The following is a 24,359-nucleotide window of genomic DNA, read 5'->3' on the forward strand; positions in this document are numbered from 1 at the left end:
ACATCCATAGCACTGTTCTCACTCATGGTGGCCCACTTCGGTAACTCGGCGCTTATGGGCGTAGCCAGTCTGTCACTCTGTGAGCATCGCTTGGGGCGTATCGTCCGAACTGCTCAGGGGGACGCACAGTGGGGGCCATTCCGACGCAACGGGAGTCCGCGTCCCGTGTTCCTCGGGTCACGGTACGCCCGCACGCCGTGGCCCGTACGTCCTTGCCGGGCAACTCCCTCGCGCCGGGCGTGGCCCGCCGGTTCGTCCGCGGGGCCCTCACGGGCTGGACCGAACTGGGCCTGCCTGGAGCGGAGTTGCTCACCGACCGGCTCGTCGGGGACGCGATGGTGGTCGTCAGCGAACTGGTCACGAACGCGGTGGTGCACGCCGGCACGGACGTGGAACTGCTGCTCCGCCTCGACACCTGCGGGGAGGAGTGTGCGGCGGGGGGTGGGGATCCTTTGCCGACGACGGCACGGATCCCGACGCCGGGCGCCACGCCTGCCCCGGGTGCCACACCGGCTCCGGGTGCCACACCGGCTCCGGCCCCGGTACCAGCTCCGGCTCCGGCCCCGGCCCCGGCTCCGGCCCCGGCCTCGGTACCGGCTCTCGTGCCGGGCAACGTGCCGGGCAGCCCCGCGGGCGCTGTGCCCGGCGCCTTGCCGGGCCTGAAACCGGAGGTCGTGCCCGGTGCGGTCCCGGACGGCGGGGCCGGTGCGGTGCCGGACGGGGGGTCCGGCGGGGCCGGCCGCACATCCGACCCCGAACCGGGTTCGGCCCCCGGCGCCACGCGGGGCCTCGCGCCGGGAACCGTGTCGGACATTGAGCCGGGTCTTACGTCGGCCTCCGTACCCGGCCTCGCGCCGGGAACCGTGGCGGTCAGTGGGCCGGGTGCGGCGCCGGAGCCCGCGCCGGGTGTCGCGGCCGGTCTTGTGCCGGGTGCGGCGGTGGACTCCGCGCCGGGGAGCGTGGCGGGTGTTGTCGGTGAGGGGCCGGTGGTGGCCCCGCAGGGGGGTCGGGGGAGTGCTCTCGTCATAGAGGTCTCCGATCATCATCCCGAGCGGGTCGTGCGCGACGACGGTGCCGGGCGGACGTACGACGCCGTCGAGTACGGCCGCGGTCTGCGGCTCGTCTCCGCGCTCTCCGACGCCTGGGGCATCACCTACCGCACCGGCACGAAGACCGTGTGGGCCCGGCTGCCCGCCGAGACGATCCCGACCGCCGAGGCGGCCGAGGCCTACGACGGCGAACGCGCGCTGCGGCGCGGCCAGCGGGCCGCACAGATCCTCGCCCCCGCACCCCGGCGCAGCGTGCAGGACCAGGACTGGCTCAACCGCGGAGCCCTCTCCTTCCTCGCCGAGGCCTCCGACCTGCTCGGCGGACAGCTCGACGAGGATCTGGTCGCCGCCCTCACCGGCCAGCTCGTCGTGCCGCGGCTCGCCGACTGGTGCGCGGTGTGGCTGGAGGACGAGGCACCGGGCCGCGCCGAGGGAGGCGTCGTCGGCGGACCCCGCCTCGCCCGCGTCTGGCACGGCAGCGAGAACCGCATGGAGGAGCTGCGCCGGGTGCTGGAGAAGGACCCGCCCGACCTGCCCGACTCGGCACGCTCCGGACCCGTACCGATGCCCTGGCCCGCCGATGCCCTGGGCGCGAAGGCGGAGGACGGAGCGGCCCTCGCGTTCCGGCTGATCGCGGGGGGCAGACCGCTCGGCACCCTCGTCATCGGACGGGCCGGACAGGACCACTTCCCCGACGAGATCACCGGCCTCGTCGAAGACCTCGGGCGCCGCGTCGCGCTGGCCATCGGAGCGGCCCGCCAGTACGCCCGACAGGCCACCATCAGCCGGGTGCTGCAGCGCGGACTGCTGCCGGGAGCGGTCGCCGAGATCCCCGGCATGCGCAGCGCGCTCGTCTACGAGCCCTGCGACAAGGGCGGACCGAGCGGCGACTTCTACGACCTCTTCCCGGCCGGCGACGGACGCTGGTGCTTCGCCCTCGGCGACGTCCAGGGCAAAGGACCCGAGGCGGCCGTCGTCATCGGCCTCGCCCGGCCCTGGCTGCGGCTGCTGGCCCGCGAGGGCTACGCGGTGCCGGACGTCCTCGACCGGCTCAACCAGCTCCTCCTCGACGACGCCACCGAGACCGCGGACGCGGCGGCCCGCGCGCTGGTGGCGGACGGCGGCCAGGGGCTCGCCGACGAGGGCCCGCAGAACCGGTTTCTCTCCCTCCTCTACGGCGAGCTCGTCCCCGTCGCGGGCGGGGTGCGCTGCACCATGGCCTCCGCCGGACACCCGCTGCCGCTGCTCCTGAAGATCTCGGGGGAGGTCCACGAGGTGGCCCAGCCGCAGACCCTCCTCGGCGTCTTCGAGGACACCAGCTACCGATGCGGGACCTTCGAGCTGCGGCCGGGCGACAGCATCCTGTGTGTCACGGACGGTGTGACGGAGCGGCGCAACGGACACCGCCAGTTCGACGACGAGGACGGGCTCGCCGCCGCGCTCACCGGCTGCGCGGGGCTGAACGCCGACCTGATCGCCGAACGCATCCGACGCCTGGTGCACGAGTTCGGCGCGAAGCCGCCGGAGGACGACCTGGCGCTGCTGGTCCTGCAGGCGGAGTAGGCGGAGTAGGCGGAGTAGGCGGAGTAGCCGGAGCAGACCGAGAGGGCGGATCAGGCCGGGCAGACGCGTGGAGCAGGTGCGGTCGCGCGTGCGGGACAATGGAGGACATGCCTTCCGCACTTCCCGACGGCGAGCCCGTCCCCGACGACGGGGCGCTGCCCGCGCACGCCCTGGCCGACGCGGCCGACCGCCCGCTCGGGTTCTACCTGCACGTCCCGTACTGCGCGACGCGCTGCGGCTACTGCGACTTCAACACGTACACGGCGACGGAGCTGCGCGGCTCGGGAGGCGTGCTGGCCTCCCGCGACAACTACGCCTCGACCCTGATCGACGAGGTCCGCCTCGCCCGCAAGGTCCTCGGCGACGACCCGCGGCCCGTCCGCACGGTCTTCGTCGGCGGCGGTACGCCCACCCTGCTGGCCGCCGACGATCTCGTACGGATGCTGGGGGCGGTCCGGGACGAGTTCGGGCTCGCGGACGACGCGGAGATCACCACCGAGGCGAATCCGGAGTCGGTGGACCCGGCGTACCTGGCCACGCTCCGGGCCGGTGGGTTCAACCGGATCTCCTTCGGCATGCAGAGCGCGCGGCAGCACGTGCTGCGGATCCTCGACCGCACCCACACCCCCGGCCGGCCCGAGGCCTGCGTCGCCGAGGCCCGCGCGGCCGGGTTCGACCATGTGAACCTCGACCTCATCTACGGCACTCCGGGCGAGAGCGACGACGACTGGCGGGCCTCGCTCGACGCGGCGATCGGCGCCGGGCCCGACCATGTGTCGGCGTACGCGCTGATCGTCGAGGAGGGGACGCAGCTCGCCCGGCGCATCCGGCGCGGCGAGGTGCCGATGACCGACGACGACGTCCACGCGGACCGCTATCTGATGGCCGAGGATCGTCTGTCGCAGGCGGGGTTCTCCTGGTACGAGGTCTCCAACTGGGCGACCTCGGAGGCCGGGAGGTGTCTCCACAACGAGCTGTACTGGCGCGGGGCCGACTGGTGGGGGGCCGGGCCCGGGGCCCACAGCCATGTGGGCGGGGTGCGGTGGTGGAACGTCAAGCATCCGGGCGCCTATGCGGGCGCCTTGGCGGGTGGGCGGTCGCCGGGGGCGGGGCGTGAGGTGTTGTCGGACGAGGATCGGCGGGTCGAGCGGATTCTGCTGGAGCGGCGGCTCCTGGAAGGGTGTCCGCTGTCGCTGCTTCGACCCGATGGTCTTGCGGCGGCGGCGCGGGCGGTGGGGGACGGGCTGCTTCAGGCCGGGCCGTACGAGGGCGGGCGGGCGGTGCTCACCCTGCGGGGGCGGTTGCTGGCGGACGGGGTGGTCCGCGACCTGGTGGACTAGGCGGATCTCCTCGCCCCCGCCGCCCCTACCCGTTCCCGTCCACGCATGGGGGCTGCGCCCCCTCGCCCCCCTTTGTCCTCAAACGCCGGACGGGCTGAAAGATCTCCGCCGGTTCGAGGGCCGGCCCCCGAGTCCGTGACGGAGGTGTGCGGGGGTGGTCGCGCATACTGGTGCCGTTATGGAAATCGTCATCCTTGCTGTAGTCATCGCCGTGGTCGTGATCGGCGCGCTCGGTGGCCTCGTCGTCGGCAGCCGCCGGCGCAGGCAGCTGCCCCCGCCGCCGCCCGCCGCCCCCGACATCACGGCTCCGCCGGCCGAGCCGCACATCGGCGACGAGGCCGAGACGCCGCGCGACGAACCGCGCCGCACGATAGAGGAGGTGGATCTTCCGGACACCTCGGCGACCGCCCCGGTCGCCGAAGCGCCCCCGGTCGAGGTCGAGGTCCCGGAGCCGACCGCCGGCCGCCTGGTGCGGCTGCGCGCCCGGCTCTCCCGTTCGCAGAACGCGCTCGGCAAGGGGCTCCTCACGCTCCTCGCGCGCGAGCACCTCGACGAAGACACCTGGGAAGAGGTCGAGGACACGCTGCTCACCGCCGACGTCGGCGTACAGCCCACCCAGGAGCTGGTCGAGCGGCTGCGCGAGCGCGTGAAGGTGCTCGGCACCCGCACGCCCGAGGAACTGCGCGGCCTGCTGCGCGAGGAACTGCTCACGCTGCTGGTGCCGGACTTCGACCGCACGGTGCACACCGAGTCCCCGCTGGACACCCCCGGCATCGTGATGGTCGTCGGGGTCAACGGCACCGGCAAGACCACCACCACCGGCAAGCTCGCCCGCGTGCTCGTCGCGGACGGCAAGAAGGTGCTGCTCGGCGCGGCCGACACCTTCCGGGCCGCCGCCGCCGACCAGCTGCAGACCTGGGGCGAGCGCGTCGGCGCCCGCACCGTACGAGGTCCCGAGGGCGGCGACCCCGCCTCGATCGCCTTCGACGCGGTCAAGGAAGGCATCCAGGAGGGTGCCGATGTCGTACTGATCGACACGGCCGGCCGGCTGCACACCAAGACCGGCCTCATGGACGAGCTGGGCAAGGTCAAGCGCGTCGTCGAGAAGCACGCCCCGCTCGACGAGGTGCTGCTCGTCCTGGACGCCACCACCGGTCAGAACGGTCTGGTGCAGGCCCGCGTCTTCGCCGAGGTCGTCAACATCACCGGCATCGTCCTGACCAAGCTCGACGGCACCGCCAAGGGCGGCATCGTCATCGCGGTCCAGCGCGAACTGGGCGTCCCGGTCAAGCTCATCGGTCTGGGCGAGGGCGCGGACGACCTGGCCCCGTTCGAGCCGGAAGCGTTCGTGGATGCCCTTATCGGAGAGTGAGAACGCGCACGGCGCGCGCGTGCGCGACGACGTGATGAAGGGCCCCGCTCCATGGTGCAGATGGAGTGGGGCCCTTCCGTATCGGCAGGCCTCTGTGGAGGAAGCCTGCCGACGGACTCACGCGCGGGAGCGGTGGGCCACGTAGGCCAGCGTCCCCAGCAGCAGTCGCGCGGCCGGCGGCTTCGTCGCCGAGTCGAGCGCGGGGGAGCGGAGCCAGCGGACCGGGCCGAGACCGCCTCGATCGGAGGGCGGGGCCGTGATGTACGTACCGGCGCCGAGGCCGTGCAGGTCGAGCGTGGGGTCGTCCCAGCCCATGCGGTAGAGCAGCTGGGGCAGTTCGGCAGCTGCTCCGGGGGCGACGAAGAAGTGGGCGCGGCCCTCGGGGGTGACGGTCACGGGGCCCAGCGGAAGACCCATGCGTTCGAGCCGGACCAGGGCCCGGCGGCCGGCGGACTCGGCGACCTCGATGATGTCGAAGGCGCGGCCCACGGGGAGCATCACCGCGGCGCCGGGGAACTCGCCCCAGGCCTCCGTCACCTCGTCCAGTGTGGCCCGCGCCGGGACGACGGGCGCGAAGTCCAGGGGATGCGCGCCAGGCCGGGAGCAGTCGGCCCGGCCGCACGAGCAGGCACCCGCAGCCGCCCGGGCGCCGGGCACCACGTCCCAGCCCCACAGTCCGGTGAACTCGGCCACGGCCGTGCACTCCGAGGAGCGGCCGCGGCGTCGCGAGCCGGACCGAATTTCGCGGATGCCGCCGATCGTGAAACCCATGCCCCCTCCAACGGGTCCAGCGTGTCCGTGGTTACGTCACGAAATCGCGTCGTGACGCTCAGTCTCCGCCCGTACTGTCCGTTCCCCTTTGTGTGCGATGTGAATGCGGCGTGCAGTTGTACGGCGGGTGGTGCGCCCGGCTCCGTGCGCTCCGGTGTGCATCCCTGCGCCCACTTCCGGCCGTCATGTGTCAAGTGAATCGCGGAGCGGCCATCGCGAGTTCATTCGAAGGGGTGGCGAATGGTGGCGTTTCCGGGATCGCCATGGCTGGAGCCGTGATCGTAGGATTACTGTGAGTGCACAGGTCCTGGGGATGCATGCACGTGTGGGTATGCCGGAGGCAACTCGTCATCCCGTTCGATGGGTGAGAACGGCCGGACGGGCGGCCCTGTTTACCGGCATTCTGGTAGGGCTTGGCGCATACAGCGCGCAAGCGGGTTCAGGGATGGGGGCGTTCCAGTGGGCGGCAACGGCGGAAGCGGGACGACCGCGACTGGCACGGACAAACGCCCCAATGAGTTGTTGGGCTCGTGGTTCGTGCGCAGCGGGTGGTCCAAGGGCGAGCTGGCGCGCCAGGTGAACCGCAGAGCACGCCAGTTGGGCGCCAACCACATCTCGACGGACACCTCGCGCGTGCGCCGCTGGCTCGACGGGGAGAATCCGCGCGAGCCGATCCCGCGCATCCTCTCCGAGCTGTTCTCCGAGCGTTTCGGCTGCGTCGTCGCCGTCGAGGACCTCGGCCTGCGCGCCGCCCACCGCGCACCGTCCGCGTCGGGCGTCGATCTGCCCTGGACCGGTCCGCAGACGGTCGCCATGATCAGCGAGTTCTCCCGCAGTGACCTGATGCTGGCGCGCCGCGGCTTCCTCGGCACGTCCCTCGCCCTCTCCGCGGGACCCACGCTCATCGAGCCCATGCAGCGCTGGCTGGTGCCCAGCCCCAGCACTCCCCGCGCGGAGCCCGCCCTCTCCGCCGTCGCCTCGCGCCGCCCCGGGCGGCTCTCCCAGCCCGAGCTGGAACTCCTGGAGTCCACCACCGTCATGTTCCGCCAGTGGGACGCCCAGTGCGGCGGGGGTCTGCGCCGCAAGGCGGTCGTCGGCCAGCTGCACGAGGTGACCGACCTGCTCCAGGAGCCGCAGCCCGAGGCCACCACCAGACGGCTGTTCAAGGTCGCCGCCGAACTGGCCGAGCTGGCCGGCTGGATGAGCTACGACGTGGGGCTCCAGCCCACCGCCCAGAAGTACTTCGTCCTCGCCCTGCACGCCGCCAAGGAGGCCGCCGACCGGCCGCTGGGCTCGTACATCCTCTCCAGCATGAGCCGCCAGATGATCCACCTGGGGCGGCCCGACGACGCGCTGGAACTGATCCACCTCGCCCAGTACGGCAGCCGGGACTGCGCGAGCCCGCGCACCCAGTCCATGCTGTATGCGATGGAGGCCCGCGCCTACGCCAACATGGGACAGCCCGGGAAGTGCAAGCGGGCCGTCCGGATGGCGGAGGACACCTTCGGGGACGCCGAGGAGTTCGACGAGCCCGAGGCCGACTGGATCCGCTTCTTCTCCGAGGCCGAGCTGCACGGCGAGAACAGCCACTCGTACCGCGACCTCGCCTATGTCGCGGGCCGCAGCCCCGCGTACGCGTCGCTGGCCGAGCCCCTCATGCAGAAAGCCGTCGACCTCTTCGAGAAGGACACCGAACACCAGCGTTCATACGCCCTCAACCTCGTCGGAATGGGCACGGTGCACCTCCTGCGGCGCGAACCGGAGCAGAGCGCCGTCCTGGTGCGCGAGGCCCTCACGATCGCCAAGAAGGTGCGCTCGGAGCGGGTCAACACTCGTATCCGAAAAACAGTCGACACGGCCGTCCGCGACTTCGGGGACCTCGCCGCCGTCATCGAACTGACCGACCAGCTCGCCATCGACCTGCCCGAGACCGCCGAAGCGGTCTGACCCCCAGTACGCCGGCCGCGACCACCGTCCATAACAGCCCGACTCGGCTCCCCCATGCCAGGTCATCGGACGGAGGCCGCGGCCGGTCCGCTCTCCGCGCCCGAACCGGCGCGGCTCCCGCGCGGGTGGCCGGGTGCCCTCGGAGCCGCCCAATCGACGGCTCGGGCCGTGTCCCGGAACCACCGCGGGCACGGCCGGTGGAAGGTTGCGCCACGATAACGATCGGGACCGCCACAATCCGGCGGTTCATCGACGCGTAACACGCACGTGCTCTTCGTCACCCGGGCGAAACATGCAGGGGCTCCGGTCGAAACGGCGTTGCGCCAATCTCTGGCACATAACCGGCCCACCCCTCACAACCGCTCATGGCTTCGCCCGCACGGGGCCGTACCAACGACGAGGAGACGCCGATGGCACCAGCCATCACGCTTGCCGCAGACGCTCCCACGCTGTCTGCCGCCAACACCGGGTTCATGCTCATCTGTTCCGCCCTGGTGCTGATCATGACTCCCGGACTCGCCTTCTTCTACGGAGGCATGGTCAGGGTCAAGAGCACCTTGAACATGCTGATGATGAGCTTCATCAGCATGGGGATCATCACGATCCTGTGGGTTCTCTACGGCTTCTCGATGGCCTTCGGCACCGACTCCGGCAGCATCGTCGGCTGGTCCTCGGACTTCGTCGGTCTCAGCGGCATCGGCAAGATGGAGCTGTGGGACGGCTACACCATCCCGATCTACGTCTTCGCCGTCTTCCAGCTGATGTTCGCGATCATCACGCCCGCCCTGATAAGCGGCGCTCTCGCCGACCGCGTGAAGTTCACCGCCTGGTCCCTGTTCATCGCCCTGTGGGCCACGATCGTGTACTTCCCGGTCGCCCACTGGGTCTGGGGCACCGGCGGCTGGGCCTTCGAACTCGGCGTCATCGACTTCGCCGGTGGTACGGCGGTCCACATCAACGCGGGTGCCGCGGCGCTCGGTGTGATCCTCGTGATCGGCAAGCGCGTCGGGTTCAAGAAGGACCCGATGCGCCCGCACAGCCTGCCGCTGGTGATGCTCGGCGCCGGTCTGCTGTGGTTCGGCTGGTTCGGCTTCAACGCCGGTTCCTGGCTCGGCAACGACGACGGCGTCGGCGCGCTGATGTTCGTCAACACCCAGATCGCCACCGCCGCCGCCATGCTCGCCTGGCTCGCCTACGAGAAGATCCGCCACGGCGCGTTCACCACCCTCGGCGCCGCCTCCGGCGCGGTCGCGGGTCTGGTCGCCATCACCCCGTCCGGCGGCGCGGTCTCCCCGCTCGGCGCGATCGCCGTGGGCGCCATCGCCGGTGTGCTCTGCGCCATGGCCGTCGGCCTCAAGTACAAGTTCGGCTACGACGACTCGCTCGACGTCGTCGGCGTCCACCTCGTCGGCGGTGTCGCCGGCTCCCTGCTGATCGGCTTCTTCGCCACCGGCGGCGGCCAGTCCGACGCCGCGGGCCTCTTCTACGGCGGCGGCCTCGACCAGTTCTGGAAGCAGTGCGCCGGTGTCTTCGGTGTCCTCGCCTACTCCCTCGTGGCCTCCGCGGTGCTCGCCTTCCTGATCGACAAGACGATCGGGATGCGCGTTCCCGAGGACGTCGAGGTCGCGGGCATCGACCAGGAGGAGCACGCCGAGACCGCATACGACTTCAGCGGTGCCGGTGGCGGCGCCGCCACCCGTACCGTGCCGCCGGCCCCGGTCGCCGGTGCCGCGAGCAAGAAGGTGGACGCATGAAGCTCATCACCGCCGTCGTCAAGCCCCACCGGCTCGACGAGATCAAGGAGGCCCTCCAGGCCTTCGGCGTCCACGGCCTCACGGTCACCGAGGCGAGCGGCTACGGTCGTCAGCGGGGCCACACCGAGGTCTACCGCGGTGCCGAGTACACCGTCGACCTCGTTCCCAAGATCCGTATCGAGGTACTGGTCGAGGACGACGACGCCGAGCAGCTGCTCGATGTCATCGTGAAGGCGGCCCGCACGGGCAAGATCGGCGACGGCAAGGTCTGGTCCGTCCCGGTCGACACGGCGGTCCGGGTCCGGACCGGCGAGCGCGGACCCGACGCGCTGTAGTCAGCAGACGAACAGGAGCCACTGGGTGACGAGTACGGACATGCGTACAGAAGCAGAGGACTCGGGACCCAGCGGTTACGCGGCGGCCCGGCTGCGCCTCCTCCAGGAGGGGGCGCGGTCCGGGCCGCCGCGCCGTTCGGCCCTCGCCGAACTGACCGACGACTGGCTCACCGGTCTCTTCGACGCGGGCGCCGAGAAACTGCGCGGCGTCTCGCTCGTCGCCGTCGGCGGTTACGGCCGCGGCGAGCTCTCCCCGCGCAGCGACCTCGACCTGCTGCTCCTGCACGACGGCGGCGCCGACCCGGGCGCGATCGCCTCCCTCGCCGACCGCATCTGGTACCCGGTCTGGGACCTCGGCCTCGACCTCGACCACTCCGTCCGCACCCCCGCCGAGGCGCGGAAGACCGCGGGCGAGGACCTCAAGGTGCAGCTCGGACTGCTCGACGCCCGGCACATCGCCGGCGACCTCGGTCTGACCGCCTCCCTGCGTACGACCGTCCTCGCCGACTGGCGCAACCAGGCGCCGAAACGTCTCCCCGAACTCCAGGAACTGTGCGCCGAGCGAGCCGAGCGCCAGGGCGAACTGCAGTACCTCCTCGAACCCGACCTCAAGGAGGCCCGCGGCGGCCTGCGCGACGCCACCGCGCTGCGTGCCGTCGCCGCCTCCTGGCTCGCCGACGCCCCGCGCGAGGGCCTGGCCGACGCCCGCAAGAGCCTCCTCGACGTCCGTGACGCCCTGCACCTGGCCACCGGCCGAGCCACCGACCGCCTGGCCCTCCAGGAACAGGACCAGGTCGCCGCGGAACTCGGCCTCCTCGACGCCGACACCCTGCTCCGCCAGGTGTACGAGGCCGCCCGCGTCGTCTCGTACGCCAGCGATGTCACCTGGCGCGAGGTGGGGCGCGTGCTGCGGTCGCGCGCCGTACGACCGCGGCTGCGGGCCATGCTCGGCGGTGGCAAACCCGCTCCCGAACGCTCCCCGCTGGCCGAGGGCGTCGTCGAGCAGGACGGCGAGGTCGTCCTCGCGCGTGCCGCCCGCCCCGACCGCGACCCCGTACTGCCGCTGCGCGCCGCCGCCGCTGCCGCCCAGGCGGGACTGCCGCTCTCGCTGCACGCGGTCCGCCGGATGGCCGCCGCGGCCCGCCCGCTGCCCACCCCGTGGCCCGCCGAGGCCCGCCAGCAGCTCATCACCCTGCTCGGCTCAGGACCCTCGACCATCGAGGTCTGGGAGGCCCTGGAGGCGGAGGGGCTGATCACCCGGCTGCTGCCCGACTGGGAGCGCGTCCGCTGCCGGCCGCAGCGCAACGCCGTCCACATCTGGACCGTCGACCGCCACCTGATCGAGACGGCGGTCCGCGCCGCCGAGTTCACCCGCCGCGTCCACCGCCCCGACCTCCTGCTGGTCGCGGCCCTGCTGCACGACATCGGCAAGGGCTGGCCCGGCGACCACTCCGTGGCCGGCGAGATCATCGCCCGCGACGTGGCGGCCCGCATCGGCTTCGACCGCACCGACGTGGCCACCCTCGCCACCCTCGTACGCCATCACCTGCTCCTCGTCGAGACGGCGACCAGACGTGACCTGGAGGACCCGGCGACCGTACGCGCGGTCGCCGAGGCCGTCGGCTCGCAGGGCACGCTGGAACTCCTGCACGCGCTCACCGAGGCGGACGCGCTCGCCACCGGCCCCGCCGCCTGGTCCTCCTGGCGCGCCTCCCTCGTCGCGGACCTGGTGAAGCGGGTCTCCGCCGCGCTCGCCGGGGACGACTCCGAGGAGCCCGAGGCCGCGGCACCCACCGCCGAACAGGAACGGCTCGCCATCGAGGCGTTCCGCACCGGCGGCCCCGTACTCGCGCTGCGGGCCCAGACCGAACCGCCGGCCGAGGAGCCGGCCGAGGACCGGGATCCCGAACCCCTCGGCGTGGAACTGCTCATCGCGGTACCGGACCAGAAGGGCGTCCTGCCGGCCGTGGCGGGCGTCCTCGCCATGCACCGGCTCACCGTGCGGACGGCGGAACTGCGGGCGCTGGACCTGCCCGACGGCGTCCCCGGCTCGGTCCTGCTGCTCGACTGGCGGGTCGCCGCCGAGTACGGGTCCCTGCCGCAGGCCGCCCGCCTGCGCGCCGATCTCGTACGCGCCCTCGACGGCTCCCTCGACATCGCCGGACGCCTCGCCGAGCGGGACGCCGCCTACCCCCGCCGACGGGGCATCGTGGCGCCGGCGGCCCGGGTGAGCGTGGCCTCCACCGCGTCCCGGCTCGCCACGGTCATCGAGGTGCGCGCGCACGACGCCCCGGGGCTGCTGCACCGGATCGGGCGCGCGCTGGACGGCGCGCAGGTGCGGGTGCGCAGTGCGCACGTGTCCACGCTCGGGGCGAACGCGGTGGACGCCTTCTACGTCACCGGGCCCGAAGGGCTGCCGCTGCCGGGGGACCAGGCGGCGACGCTCGCGCGGGCGCTGGAGGACACGCTGCGGGAGTGAGGGCGCGCTCCACCCGGCCCGTGCCACCACCCCGCGCTCCCTCGGGGGCCGAAGCCGGCACGACCGGGTGGAGACCCTTTCTGGTGCGGGCAGATACTCTGGAGGGCGGACCTGCCCCCCTGCCCCCTACTTGAGGATTCGCGACCGCCGTGTTCGACACTCTCTCCGATCGCCTCGCAGCGACATTCAAGAACCTTCGCGGCAAGGGGCGCCTGTCCGAGGCGGACATCGACGCCACCGCGCGCGAGATCCGTATCGCCCTGCTGGAAGCGGACGTCGCGCTGCCGGTCGTCCGGGCCTTCATCAAGCAGGTCAAGGAGAGGGCCGTCGGGGCCGAGGTGTCGCAGGCCCTCAACCCCGCCCAGCAGGTCATCAAGATCGTCAACGAGGAGCTCGTCGGCATCCTCGGCGGCGAGACCCGGCGGCTGCGCTTCGCGAAGCAGCCGCCCACCGTGATCATGCTCGCGGGTCTGCAGGGTGCCGGTAAGACCACGCTCGCCGGAAAGCTCGGCAAGTGGCTGCAGGGCCAGGGACACGCACCGCTGCTCGTCGCGTGCGACCTCCAGCGCCCGAACGCGGTGAACCAGCTGAGCGTCGTCGGCGAGCGCGCGGGCGTCGGCGTCTACGCGCCCCAGCCGGGCAACGGCGTCGGCGACCCGGTCCAGGTCGCCAAGGACTCCATCGAGTACGCGAAGCAGAAGCAGCACGACGTCGTCATCGTCGACACCGCGGGCCGCCTCGGTATCGACGCCGAGCTGATGCAGCAGGCCGCCGACATCCGCGACGCGGTCTCGCCGGACGAGATCCTCTTCGTCGTCGACGCGATGGTCGGCCAGGACGCGGTCAACACCGCGGAGGCCTTCCGCGACGGTGTCGGCTTCGACGGCGTGGTCCTCTCCAAGCTCGACGGCGACGCCCGCGGTGGTGCGGCGCTCTCCATCGCGCATGTCACCGGCCGCCAGATCATGTTCGCCTCCAACGGCGAGAAGCTGGACGACTTCGACGCGTTCCACCCGGACCGCATGGCGTCCCGCATCCTCGGCATGGGCGACATGCTCACGCTGATCGAGAAGGCCGAGCAGACCTTCTCGCAGCAGGAGGCCGAGGCCATGGCCTCGAAGCTGGCCTCCAAGAAGGGCGCGGACTTCACGCTCGACGACTTCCTGGCCCAGATGGAGCAGGTCAGGAAGATGGGCTCCATCTCCAAGCTGCTCGGCATGCTGCCCGGCATGGGCCAGATCAAGGACCAGATCAGCAACCTCGACGAGCGCGACGTCGACCGCACGGCCGCGATCATCAAGTCGATGACCCCGGCCGAGCGTCAGGACGCGACGATCATCAACGGCTCGCGGCGGGCCCGTATCGCCAAGGGTTCCGGCGTCGAGGTCAGCGCGGTCAAGGGCCTGGTCGAGCGGTTCTTCGAGGCCCGCAAGATGATGTCCCGCATGGCCCAGGGCGGCGGCATGCCGGGGATGCCCGGTATGCCGGGCATGGGCGGCGGGGCCGGCCGGACGAAGAAGCAGCCCAAGAAGAGCAAGGGCAAGCAGCGCTCCGGCAACCCGATGAAGCGCAAGCAGCAGGAGGAAGAGGCCGCGGCGCGGCGGGAGGCCGGGGGCCAGGCGGGCGGCGCGCTCGGCCTGCCGGGCGGCCAGCAGCCGCAGAACTTCGAACTCCCCGACGAGTTCAAGAAGTTCATGGGCTAGCTCACTGATCACCGCCTCGGGGGCCAGCCCCCGAACCCCCGGTCCTCACGCCGGACGGGCTGAAGACGCGCGTCTTCAGCCCGTCCGGCGTTTGAGGACGAGCGCGCAGCGCGATACGGGGGCGAGGGGGCGCAGCCCCCATGCAGTGACGGGAAGGGTAGGGGCGGCGGGGGCGCAGAACACCCCCACGCCCCCGCGTGCCGCCCCTCAGCCCGTCCGAGCCACCAGATACCGGAACACGTTCGGCATCCACACCGTCCCGTCCCGCCGCCTGTACGGATGCAGCGCCTCCCGCACCTCCTTGTCGACCTGATCGGGATCCGTCGCGGCGACGGCCGCGTCGAACAGCCCCGTGGACAGCAGTCCCCGCACCGCGTTGTCCTCGTCGGCGTACCCGAAGGGACAGGCGACCCGCCCGGACCCGTCGGGCCGCAGCCCGGCCCGAAGCGCCACCTCCTCCAGGTCGTCACGGTGAGCCGGACGCCAACCGCCCTTGCCCCGCAAGGGATCCGCCAGCTTCGCGGCGACCCCCAGCACCGAGGAGGTGGCACACCGCTCCGGAGGTCCCCAGCCCGCGAGCACCACGGGAACCCCTCGGCCGACGAGCGGACTCGCCGCCGTCAGTGCCGCGGTGAGCCCTGCGGAGTCGCCGCCCACGCACCCGACCGGCTCGAAAGCGGTCACCAGGTTGTACGCGGCCGTCGTCGCGTCGTCGATCTCCGTCGGTTCCCCGTCCGCCAGCCGCGCACCGGCACGCGCGCGCGTGCCCCGTGCCTCGGCCGCAGTGGGGAGCAGCCGCTCCCGCGCGAGAGCCAGTCGCTCCGGCGCGTGGGCCTGCAGACCGGTGACCGACGCGCCCCGCGCGGCGGCCATCAGCAACGCCAGGCCGGACCCGCAGCCGAGCCCCAACAGCCTGGTCGAGGAACCCACTTCGAGTCGCTCGTAGACGGCCTCGTAGAGCGGTACGAGCATCCGCTCCTGAATCTCGGCCCAGTCACGCGCGCGTGCCCACTGATCCACCTGGGGCGCGGCCCCCGAGTGAGGTAGGTGCTGCCGCACGAGCGTAGGTGTCATCGAATGTGCCCCAATCCGCCGAGAGTTGCGTTCGTGCCCGGTTCCTTCACCCCCGTGCAGTGCGCTCGCACTCCCCCCGTATGCCAGGAAACTCCGCGCTCGTCGTGGCGTCCAGGGGTTGCGGAGCCCGGTTTGCGTACCATCGGCGCACGCCGCGAGAATTCACATACCGGCAACATGTGCGCCAACCGCTCCTTGTCGTTCGGCGGGCGGATGTCATCCGGTGTCGTCCGGTGTCATCCGGCGCGGACGTGCCCGCGCGGCGGGTGGCCGGTTCGTGTCGTATGGCGATGACAGCGGGTCGCGGGTGCCGCCGTGCCCGGCCCCGCAAGTCGGCGGTTCCCGCCGTCGGAGGCGACGACGCGGTTCCGGCCAAGGTCCACGAACTCGCCGACGGTCCGGCGCGCGGGACCGTACGGTGTCTGGTGGCCAGGGACGGGCCGGTGCCCCCGGTGGACGACGCACCCGGTAACGTCGCTGTCGTCGCCCGCCTCGACCGGGTCCCGGCATTCCGCCGCGAGAAGGACCGAAACGCCTCTTGCGCATCCGCCGACCCCAGGTGCCCCGGTACGCGTACAGCGCCTACTGGCCCGGACGTACGCGTCACTACGTACCGGCTGGGTGTGAACTGTGAGGCTTCTCCGCAGATCAGCGCACCCGCCCTCGTCAGGACGCATCAGCGGCAACTGACGGGTACGTGCAAAATATTTGGGATGCCCCGGAATAGGAACACAGAGGCACCTCGGCTCGTTGTCATTACGTGAGCACGACACCACCTGTTCTCGCCGCAGAGCTGGCAGGGGCGTGGGCCGACATTCAGCGGCACCACCCCGAGCTGCCCGATCTTGCCGCGCCAGAGTCCCTGATCGGGGAGTCGTCGTCCGCCTGCGGACACGAACTCTCCTTCGAACGACTGCTTCACGAGGCAGTCCACGGCATCGCCGCCGCCCGAGGTGTCCGCGACACCTCCCGCGCCGGCCGGTACCACAACCGCAGATTCCTCGCGATCGCCGAGGAGTTGGGACTGGACCACCCCGAGGAACCGCATCCCAGCAGCGGCTTCTCACTGGTCACGCTCAACCCCGAGGCGAAGCGGCGCTACCGCCCGACGATCGAGCGGCTGCAGCGCGCCCTGAAGGCGCACACGGTCGCGACCGCCGCCGACACGGCCCGCAGCTTCCGGGGCCCGGCCGCCCGGCACGGCTCCTCCGGAGGGGGCGTGCGCGTGAAGGCGGTCTGCGACTGCGGGCGCAACGTCCGCGTCGTCCCGTCGGTCCTCGCGCAGGCGCCGATCATGTGCGGAGGGTGCGGGAAGCCGTTCCGCATCCCGGAGGTGGTCGGCGCGGCAGCGGGCTGAGCGGACGGCTGACACAGCGGCGGGCCGTCGTCCCGCCGGGGTGGTGCGGAAGAGCGCGGCGGTACTTCGTGGGTACCGGGTCGTGCGACGGCCCACCTCGACGGCGACACCCGTACCGGGCCCGGTGGCACCACGGGCCGGCCCGGGGCTGCCCGCGACCGCCCCGGTCGAGGGGCCCCTTCGGGGTGTGGCAGAATGGTCAGCTGTACTCGCAGCCGCACAGGACCCCTCTCTCCTCCGGCTGACGCGTCCATCGGGCACTCGGGTACCGCAACCCCACGCGGCAATCTCGCCGTGCCCAACCCCGTCAAGACCAGGAGACACCACTTCCGTGGCAGTCAAGATCAAGCTGAAGCGTCTGGGCAAGATCCGCGCGCCTCACTACCGCATCGTCGTCGCCGACTCCCGTACCCGCCGTGACGGCAGGGCCATCGAGGAGATCGGCCTGTACCACCCGGTGCAGAACCCGTCGCGCATCGAGGTCGACTCGGAGCGTGCGCAGTACTGGCTGGGTGTCGGCGCGCAGCCGACCGAGCCCGTGCTCGCCATTCTCAAGCTGACCGGTGACTGGCAGAAGCACAAGGGCCTGCCGGCCCCGGCGCCGCTGCTCGTCGCCGAGCCGAAGGCCGCGCGCCCGTTGTTCGACGCCCTGGGCGGCGACGACGACAGCAAGGGCGAGGCCATCACGCAGAAGAAGAAGGCTGAGAAGAAGGACGAGGCTGCCGCCGAGTCCGCGTCGACCGAGGCCTGAGCATGCTTGAGGAGGCTCTTGAGCACCTCGTGAAGGGCATCGTCGACAACCCCGACGACGTGCAGGTCGCCTCGCGTGACCTGCGCCGCGGACGCGTTCTCGAGGTCAGGGTTCACCCCGACGACCTCGGGAAGGTGATCGGCCGCAACGGCCGCACCGCACGCGCCCTGCGTACCGTCGTAGGCGCCATCGGCGGCCGTGGTGTCCGCGTCGACCTCGTCGACGTGGATCACGTCCGCTGACGTAGTTCGCAGCACCGGCTCGGGCCGGGGAGGGCCTCTGGGCCGTCCCCGGCCCGTAGTCGTCCACGCGGCCGAACCGTGGACACACAACAGTCGAACCACGAGCACCCGACCGTCGAACAGGGACACCCGACCGTCGAACCGTGGACATACGACAGGAGATCAAGCAAGTGCAGCTGGTAGTCGCGCGGGTGGGCCGTGCCCATGGCATCAAGGGCGAGGTCACCGTCGAGGTACGTACCGACGAGCCGGAGCTGCGGCTCGCGCCCGGTGCCGTCCTGGCCACGGATCCCGCCTCGGCCGGTCCGCTGACCATCGAGACGGGACGGGTGCACAGCGGCCGCCTCCTGCTCCGCTTCGCGGGCGTACGCGACCGCAACGGCGCCGAGGCACTGCGCAACACCCTGCTGATCGCCGACGTCGACCCGGACGAGGTGCCCGAGGACCCGGACGAGTACTACGACCACCAGCTCATGGACCTGGACGTCGTCCTGAAGGACGGCACCGAGGTCGGCCGGATCACCGAGATCTCGCACCTGCCCTCCCAGGACCTCTTCGTGGTCGAGCGGGCGGACGGCACCGAGGTACTGATCCCGTTCGTCGAGGAGATCGTCGTCGAGATCGACCTCAAGGAGCAGCGCGCGGTCATCGACCCGCCGCCCGGACTGATCGACGACCGCGCGGAGATCGCCTCCTCCAGGGAGACGGACACCGGCTCCGCCGATTCCTCCCGTGAGGCCAATTCCTCCCGTGAGGCCGATTCCTCCGGTGAGGCCGGCGCCTGATGCGGCTCGACGTCCTGACGATCTTCCCCGAGTACCTGGACCCCCTGAGCGTCTCCCTGGTGGGGAAGGCACGCGCGCGTGGACAGCTGAATGTGCACGTGCACGATCTGCGGGAGTGGACCTACGACCGGCACAACACGGTCGACGACACCCCGTACGGCGGCGGCCCCGGCATGGTCATGAAGACCGGACCCTGGGGCGACGCGCTGGACTCCGTCCTGGCCGACGGCTACGAGACGGGCTCCCGGGGACCCGTCCTGGTCGTCCCCACGCCCAGTGGCCGCCCCTTCACCCAGGAACTCGCCGTCGAGCTCTCCGAGCGCCCCTGGCTGGTCTTCGCACCCGCGCGCTACGAGGGCATCGACCGTCGCGTCATCGACGAGTACGCGACCCGCATGCCCGTGTACGAGGTGTCCATCGGCGACTACGTGCTGGCCGGCGGCGAGGCGGCCGTCCTGGTCGTCACGGAGGCCGTGGCCCGGCTGCTGCCCGGCGTCCTCGGCAACGCCGAGTCGCACCGCGACGACTCGTTCGCGCCGGGAGCCATGGCGAACCTCCTGGAGGGGCCGGTCTACACGAAGCCGCCCCAGTGGCGCGGCCGGGAGATCCCGGACGTGCTGGTCAGCGGCCATCACGGCAAGATCGCCCGCTGGCGCCGGGACGAGGCACTGCGGCGCACCACCGCCAACCGGCCGGACCTCATCGAGCGCTGCGACCCCGCCGCCTTCGACAAGAAGGACCGCGAAATGCTCTCGATCCTCGGCTGGCAGCCCGGACCCGACGGCCGATTTGGGCGCAGGCCCGACACCGTGGAACAATAGGCCGCTGCTGTACGTCGTCCGGCGTGCGCCCCTGCCACAGGGGGACACGACGCCCGCCCCGACGAGAACAGCCCACCTTCTGGAAACACCGACTTCCGTCGATGACCTGTGGCATCGGCGAAGAAAGCAGACGATCATGTCCAACCTGCTCGCGTCCGTCGATGCAGCGTCGCTGCGCAGCGACGTCCCGGCCTTCCGCCCGGGTGACACCGTCAACGTCCACGTCCGCGTCATCGAGGGCAACCGCTCCCGTGTGCAGCAGTTCAAGGGTGTAGTCATCCGCCGCCAGGGCGCCGGTGTCCGTGAGACCTTCACGGTCCGCAAGGTGTCCTTCTCCGTCGGCGTCGAGCGCACCTTCCCCGTGCACACCCCGATCGTCGAGAAGATCGAGCTCGTCAGCCGCGGCGCCGTGCGTCGCGCGAAGCTCTACTACCTCCGTGAGCTGCGCGGCAAGGCCGCGAAGATCAAGGAGAAGCGCGACAACTGAGCTCACTCCGGGTCCCTCGGTAGGGCCGGATAGCATCTGGCCCACATGGACGCCGAAGCACAGCACACGGAGCGCGACCGCTCCTCCCACCCCGCCGTGTCCGAGGAGATCTCGGACACACAGGGGGCGGAGGGACGGTCGCGTTTCGCGTTGGTGGCCCGGACCGCCGACTGGCTGCCGGGCGGACGGATCACGCTGACCGCGCTGTTCTGTCTGTTCTCCCTCCTGCTGCTCACCCGGTTCGTGATCCAGCCGTTCGAAATTCCCAGTGGCTCGATGGAGCCCGGATTGAGGATCGGGGACCGCGTTCTCGTAAATAAGTTGGCGTACCGTTTCGGTGCTGAGCCGAGGCGCGGTGACGTCGTCGTGTTCGACGGCACCGGTTACTTCGGCGACGCCGACTACATCAAACGTGTGGTCGGCGTGGGGGGAGACCATGTGGTCTGCTGCGACAGGCAGGGGAGGATCGAGGTGAACGGCCGCTCGGTCGACGAGTCGACGTTTCTGTACCCGGGGAACGAGCCGTCCGAAGTGCCCTTCGACGTGGCCGTCCCCGACGGCACCCTCTTCGTCCTCGGTGACCACCGCGGCGACTCCAGCGACTCCCGTGACCACGTCGGCTCCCCGGGCGGCGGCATGATCCCCGTCGGCGACGTGATCGGCAGGGCCGACTGGATCGCCTGGCCCCTGGGCCACTGGACCGGTCTTGACCGGGCCGACGGCCACGCGCGCGTGCCCGCCGCCGCGGGCGGGCAGGCGGCCGTGGACGGTGTCCATGGGTAACCGCGGCAAGCCCCGCGGCACCCACAGCGCCGCGGAGGACCTCCTGCCCACGGGCTCCCGGCGCACGGGCGGCCCCGTCATGCCCGGCCGGGCCGACCGGCGCAAGCTGGCCCGGCGGGTCAAGCGGCGCAGGCAGCGTTCCGCGGTCAAGGAGATACCTCTTCTGATCGGTGTCGCGCTGCTCATCGCGCTCGTCCTGAAGACGTTCCTCGTCCAGGCCTTCGTGATCCCCTCGGGCTCCATGGAGCAGACGATCCGGATCGGCGACCGCGTCCTGGTCGACAAGCTGACGCCGTGGTTCGGCTCCAAGCCCGAGCGCGGCGACGTCGTCGTCTTCAAGGACCCAGGCGGCTGGCTGGAGGACGAGCAGCCGACGGCGAAGAAGGAAGACCCCATCGTCGTCAAGCAGGTCAAGGAGGCACTGACCTTCATCGGTCTGCTGCCCTCCGACAACGACCGCGATCTGATCAAACGGGTCGTCGCGGTGGGCGGCGACACCGTCAAGTGCTGTGACACCCAGGGCCGCGTCACCGTCAACGGCATGCCGCTCGACGAGCCCTACATCAACCCCGGCGACAAACCCTCCTCACTGGTCTTCGAGGTGAAGGTGCCGGCGGGGCGCCTGTGGGTGATGGGCGACCACCGTTCCAACTCCGCCGACTCCCGGTTCCACCGCACCGAGAAGTACAACGGCACCATCTCCGAGGACGTCGTCGGCCGTGCCATGGTCATCGCCTGGCCCATCGGTCACTGGACCCGGCTCGAGGAACCCGACACCTACGCGTCCGTGCCCGACGTGGCCGGCGGAGCGACCACCGCACTCGACACGTCGCATAGGGTGGCGACCGCGGATCGATACGGATTGATCCCGCTCCCGACCCCTGCGGAACTCCCGCTCGTTATGGGAGTGGTGGGCCTGCGCCGTTTCCGGCGCGGGCGGCGGCACGGAGTGAGGAGTGGATGTGGGGGATTTGGCGGTCGGCGCACGATCCGGACACGAGGGGCCCGAGGAGCGACCGGCGCGATCCGAAGAGTCGGTCCCGCCGGCCGGCGAGGACGCCGTGCCCCCCGGAGATGACTCCGGCGACGACAACGGCGGACAGGAGCGGGACTCCGACGGCACCGCTCCGGCGCCGAAGAAGCCGCGGTCCTTCTGGAAAGAACTTCCCCTGCTCATCGGCATCGCGCTGGTTCTCGCGCTGCTGATCAAGTCCTTCCTGGTGCAGGCGTTCTCGATTCCCTCGGACTCGATGCAGAACACCCTTCAGCAGGGTGACCGCGTCCTCGTCGACAAGCTGACCCCGTGGTTCGGCTCGGAGCCCGAGCGCGGCGAGGTCGTCGTCTTCAACGACCCCGACAAGTGGCTGGCGGGCGAGCCGACGCCCAACCCGAACGCGATCCAGACAGCCCTCAGCTGGATCGGCCTGATGCCCTCCTCCGAGGAGAAGGACCTCATCAAGCGCGTCATCGGAGTCGGCGGCGACACCGTCGAGTGCAAGGGCACCGGCCCGCTGAAGGTCAACGGCAAGGCACTGAACGAGCCGTACGTGTACCCGGGCAACACGCCGTGCACCATGGACGACGCCGGCGGCCAGTTCAAGGTGAAGGTTCCCGAAGGCAAAATCTGGGTCATGGGCGACCACCGGCAGAACTCGCTGGACTCGCGCTACCACCAGCAGGACAAGCACCAGGGCTTCGTGCCCGTGGACAACGCGGTGGGCCGCGCGATCGTCGTCGCCTGGCCGCCCACCCGCTGGTCGACGCTTCCGGTGCCGGACACCTTCGACCAGAACCTGAGCGCCGCCGCTCCGGGCGCGTTCGGGCTCGTGGGCGCGGTGCCGCTGGTGCTGTGGCGCAGGCGTCGCCTTACCGTCGGGAACACCAGGGTTTCTGGGCCGCGTACCGCCGGGTAGGGTGCCGTCCCAGACGCCGATCTTCCGTGGCCCGACCTGGGCCGCGAGGTCGATTCTCCGAGTTGGGGAGCACTGGGATGAGCGGGACACGTCGTACGGACGAGGGCCACGGACGGCTCGGCAGCAAGCTGTCGGGGCTGGCCGTGGCCCTCGGCTGTGTGCTCTTCCTCGGTGGGTTCGCCTGGGGAGCGGTCGTCTACCAGCCGTACACCGTGCCGACCGACTCGATGTCGCCGACCATCGCGAGCGGCGACCGCGTGCTCGCCGAGCGGATCGACGGCTCCGAGGTGCGGCGCGGTGACGTCGTCGTCTTCAAGCAGTCCACCTGGGGCAACATGCCCATGGTCAAGCGGGTCGTCGCCGTCGGCGGAGACACGGTCGCCTGCTGTACGCAGGACAAGCTGACCGTCAACGGCAAGAAGATCGAGGAACCGTACCTGCCGAAGGGCAGTGCGGCCGAGTCGTCCCGGATCCCCTCCATCGAGGTGCCCAAGGACCGGCTCTTCCTGCTCGGCGACGAGCGCAGCGGCTCGCTGGACTCCACCGCCCACCTCACAGAGGCCGGCAACGGCACGGTGCCGCGCAGCGCGGTGAACGCGCGCGTCGACGCGGTCGCCTGGCCCATGAACGGCATGCTGGACCGCCCCACCGGCTTCGAGCCCCTCGGCGGCGTCTCCGAGCCGGGACCCCTGCGCCTGGTCCTCACCGCGATCGTGGCGGGCGCGGTACTCGTCCTCGGCGGAGCCGCGTACGGACCGATCGCCAACCGGTCGGCACGCCGGCGCGGCCGTACGGGGGCGGGGGAGCGGGCCCTTGCCGGCTGACGCCTCCTCGCCGACGGGCGGTGGCCTCGGCGAGCTGCGGAAGGTCGCCCGGGTGGTGCTGCTCGACCCGCAGGACCGCATCCTGCTGCTGCACGGGCATGAGCCGGACGACCCGTCGGACGACTGGTGGTTCACGCCGGGCGGCGGTGTGGAGGGCGACGAGACACGGGAAGAGGCCGCGCTGCGGGAGGTCGCGGAGGAGACCGGCATCACCGAGGTCGAGCTGGGTCCGGTGCTGTGGCGGCGGACCTGTTCGTTCCCGTTCGCGGGGCGCCGCTGGGACCAGGACGAGTGGTACTTCCTGGGCCGTACGACGCAGACGGCGACCGAGGGCACGGGGCTGACCGAGCTGGAACGGCGCAGTGTCGCCGGAGCGCGCTGGTGGACGTGCCGGGAACTTGCCCGGGCACATGAGACGGTGTATCCGACCAGACTCGCCGAGCTGCTGCTCAGGCTGCTCGACGAGGGGCCCCCGGCCAGGCCCGAGACCCTCGACACGGAAATCGTCTAGGGGGTCGCGGGGCTGGCGCACAATAGGGGGACGCACGGCTGAAGGGGAACATGCCATGAGCGCCGAGGACCTCGAAAAGTACGAGACCGAGATGGAGCTGAAGCTCTACCGGGAGTACCGCGATGTCGTCGGTCTGTTCAAATATGTGATCGAGACCGAACGGCGCTTCTACCTCACCAATGATTACGAGATGCAGGTGCACTCGGTTCAGGGCGAGGTGTTCTTCGAGGTGTCCATGGCGGATGCCTGGGTGTGGGACATGTACCGACCTGCTCGGTTCGTGAAGCAGGTGCGCGTCCTGACATTCAAGGACGTGAACATCGAGGAGCTGAACAAGAGCGACCTCGAACTGCCGAGCAGCTAGGACGGGACCAGTCGGAACGGCCGGGACGGCTGGAACAGTCCCGGAGTCCTACGGCGGCCGCTCGTGCGGGTGACTGAGTTGTCCACAGTCGAGCGGCCGTCCACCAAGATCCAACAGCGGATCGCGATGGGCTC

The 24,359-nt window shown here is 71.2% G+C and carries 22 protein-coding genes; 20 read left to right on the forward strand and 2 right to left on the reverse strand.

Going from position 1 to position 24,359, the window contains the following annotated elements; translation table 11 throughout:
* Positions 1-812 precede the first annotated feature (812 nt).
* The 3 genes from K3769_RS28950 (at position 813) to ftsY (ending at position 5,324) form a co-directional block, all read left to right on the forward strand.
* Positions 813-2,612: a SpoIIE family protein phosphatase gene (locus tag K3769_RS28950; protein WP_435369373.1), complete on the forward strand. Its 1,800-nt coding sequence runs from the start codon at positions 813-815 to the stop codon at positions 2,610-2,612.
* A gap of 107 nt (positions 2,613-2,719) precedes the next feature.
* Positions 2,720-3,952 carry a radical SAM family heme chaperone HemW gene (hemW, locus tag K3769_RS28955; RefSeq protein WP_267029206.1) on the forward strand — a complete coding sequence of 411 codons (1,233 nt, stop codon included), beginning with the start codon at positions 2,720-2,722 and terminating at the stop codon, positions 3,950-3,952.
* Positions 3,953-4,130: 178 nt separating this feature from the next.
* Positions 4,131-5,324 carry a signal recognition particle-docking protein FtsY gene (ftsY, locus tag K3769_RS28960; protein ID WP_267029207.1) on the forward strand — a complete coding sequence of 398 codons (1,194 nt, stop codon included), beginning with the start codon at positions 4,131-4,133 and terminating at the stop codon, positions 5,322-5,324.
* A 117-nt stretch (positions 5,325-5,441) separates the two neighbouring features.
* Here ftsY and K3769_RS28965 read toward each other — a convergent pair whose 3' ends face one another.
* A complete protein-coding gene (locus K3769_RS28965) occupies positions 5,442-6,095 on the reverse strand; it encodes a bifunctional DNA primase/polymerase (protein WP_267029208.1) in 654 nt (217 codons plus the stop codon).
* 459 nt (positions 6,096-6,554) lie between these two features.
* On the opposite strand from K3769_RS28965, the gene nsdA reads away from it, so the two are divergent.
* The 5 genes from nsdA to ffh all read left to right on the forward strand — a co-directional run bounded on the left by nsdA (position 6,555) and on the right by ffh (position 14,313).
* Complete coding sequence (gene nsdA / locus K3769_RS28970; RefSeq protein ID WP_267029209.1) at positions 6,555-8,042, forward strand: transcriptional repressor NsdA; 1,488 nt, start codon at positions 6,555-6,557, stop codon at positions 8,040-8,042.
* Positions 8,043-8,452: 410 nt separating this feature from the next.
* Positions 8,453-9,796, forward strand: coding sequence for an ammonium transporter (locus K3769_RS28975; RefSeq protein WP_267029210.1), 1,344 nt, complete (start codon positions 8,453-8,455; stop codon positions 9,794-9,796).
* A complete protein-coding gene (locus tag K3769_RS28980) occupies positions 9,793-10,131 on the forward strand; it encodes a P-II family nitrogen regulator (protein WP_143640660.1) in 339 nt (112 codons plus the stop codon). The genes K3769_RS28975 and K3769_RS28980 overlap by 4 nt, the downstream gene beginning before the upstream one ends.
* A gap of 25 nt (positions 10,132-10,156) precedes the next feature.
* Complete coding sequence (locus K3769_RS28985; RefSeq protein ID WP_267029211.1) at positions 10,157-12,610, forward strand: [protein-PII] uridylyltransferase; 2,454 nt, start codon at positions 10,157-10,159, stop codon at positions 12,608-12,610.
* A 149-nt stretch (positions 12,611-12,759) separates the two neighbouring features.
* Complete coding sequence (gene ffh / locus K3769_RS28990) at positions 12,760-14,313, forward strand: signal recognition particle protein (RefSeq protein ID WP_267029212.1); 1,554 nt, start codon at positions 12,760-12,762, stop codon at positions 14,311-14,313.
* Between the two features lie 207 nt (positions 14,314-14,520).
* Here ffh and K3769_RS28995 read toward each other — a convergent pair whose 3' ends face one another.
* Positions 14,521-15,387: an SAM-dependent methyltransferase gene (locus K3769_RS28995; RefSeq protein WP_267029213.1), complete on the reverse strand. Its 867-nt coding sequence runs from the start codon at positions 15,385-15,387 to the stop codon at positions 14,521-14,523.
* A 760-nt stretch (positions 15,388-16,147) separates the two neighbouring features.
* On the opposite strand from K3769_RS28995, the gene K3769_RS29000 reads away from it, so the two are divergent.
* The 12 genes from K3769_RS29000 to K3769_RS29055 all read left to right on the forward strand — a co-directional run bounded on the left by K3769_RS29000 (position 16,148) and on the right by K3769_RS29055 (position 24,225).
* Positions 16,148-16,744 (forward strand): hypothetical protein, encoded by a 597-nt coding sequence (locus tag K3769_RS29000; RefSeq protein ID WP_267029214.1) that lies wholly within the window; start codon positions 16,148-16,150, stop codon positions 16,742-16,744.
* Between the two features lie 331 nt (positions 16,745-17,075).
* The gene (gene rpsP, locus K3769_RS29005) at positions 17,076-17,495 is read left to right on the forward strand and encodes a 30S ribosomal protein S16 (protein WP_107021809.1); all 420 of its coding nucleotides are present in this window, start codon (positions 17,076-17,078) and stop codon (positions 17,493-17,495) included.
* A 2-nt stretch (positions 17,496-17,497) separates the two neighbouring features.
* Complete coding sequence (locus K3769_RS29010) at positions 17,498-17,737, forward strand: RNA-binding protein (protein WP_005479813.1); 240 nt, start codon at positions 17,498-17,500, stop codon at positions 17,735-17,737.
* Positions 17,738-17,907: 170 nt separating this feature from the next.
* On the forward strand, positions 17,908-18,522 hold the full coding sequence (rimM, locus tag K3769_RS29015) for a ribosome maturation factor RimM (protein WP_267031591.1): 615 nt from the start codon (positions 17,908-17,910) through the stop codon (positions 18,520-18,522).
* Positions 18,522-19,343, forward strand: a complete 822-nt coding sequence (gene trmD / locus K3769_RS29020; RefSeq protein ID WP_267029215.1) for a tRNA (guanosine(37)-N1)-methyltransferase TrmD — start codon at positions 18,522-18,524, stop codon at positions 19,341-19,343. Before rimM ends, trmD begins: the two co-directional genes overlap by 1 nt.
* A gap of 136 nt (positions 19,344-19,479) precedes the next feature.
* A complete protein-coding gene (rplS, locus tag K3769_RS29025) occupies positions 19,480-19,830 on the forward strand; it encodes a 50S ribosomal protein L19 (protein WP_107021806.1) in 351 nt (116 codons plus the stop codon).
* A gap of 45 nt (positions 19,831-19,875) precedes the next feature.
* Positions 19,876-20,613 carry a signal peptidase I gene (lepB, locus tag K3769_RS29030; protein ID WP_267029216.1) on the forward strand — a complete coding sequence of 246 codons (738 nt, stop codon included), beginning with the start codon at positions 19,876-19,878 and terminating at the stop codon, positions 20,611-20,613.
* Positions 20,606-21,691: a signal peptidase I gene (gene lepB / locus K3769_RS29035; protein ID WP_267029217.1), complete on the forward strand. Its 1,086-nt coding sequence runs from the start codon at positions 20,606-20,608 to the stop codon at positions 21,689-21,691. The genes lepB (K3769_RS29030) and lepB (K3769_RS29035) overlap by 8 nt, the downstream gene beginning before the upstream one ends.
* The gene (lepB, locus tag K3769_RS29040) at positions 21,576-22,526 is read left to right on the forward strand and encodes a signal peptidase I (RefSeq protein ID WP_267029218.1); all 951 of its coding nucleotides are present in this window, start codon (positions 21,576-21,578) and stop codon (positions 22,524-22,526) included. Before lepB (K3769_RS29035) ends, lepB (K3769_RS29040) begins: the two co-directional genes overlap by 116 nt.
* 77 nt (positions 22,527-22,603) lie before the next feature.
* Positions 22,604-23,350 (forward strand): signal peptidase I, encoded by a 747-nt coding sequence (gene lepB, locus K3769_RS29045; protein WP_267029219.1) that lies wholly within the window; start codon positions 22,604-22,606, stop codon positions 23,348-23,350.
* Entirely contained in the window at positions 23,340-23,861 is a 522-nt protein-coding gene (locus K3769_RS29050; RefSeq protein ID WP_267029220.1) for an NUDIX hydrolase, read from the forward strand. The genes lepB (K3769_RS29045) and K3769_RS29050 overlap by 11 nt, the downstream gene beginning before the upstream one ends.
* A gap of 55 nt (positions 23,862-23,916) precedes the next feature.
* The gene (locus K3769_RS29055; RefSeq protein ID WP_055510545.1) at positions 23,917-24,225 is read left to right on the forward strand and encodes a DUF2469 domain-containing protein; all 309 of its coding nucleotides are present in this window, start codon (positions 23,917-23,919) and stop codon (positions 24,223-24,225) included.
* Positions 24,226-24,359 lie beyond the last annotated feature (134 nt).

Origin of the sequence: Streptomyces ortus (assembly GCF_026341275.1) — a bacterium.
GTDB classification, from domain to species: domain Bacteria; phylum Actinomycetota; class Actinomycetes; order Streptomycetales; family Streptomycetaceae; genus Streptomyces; species Streptomyces ortus.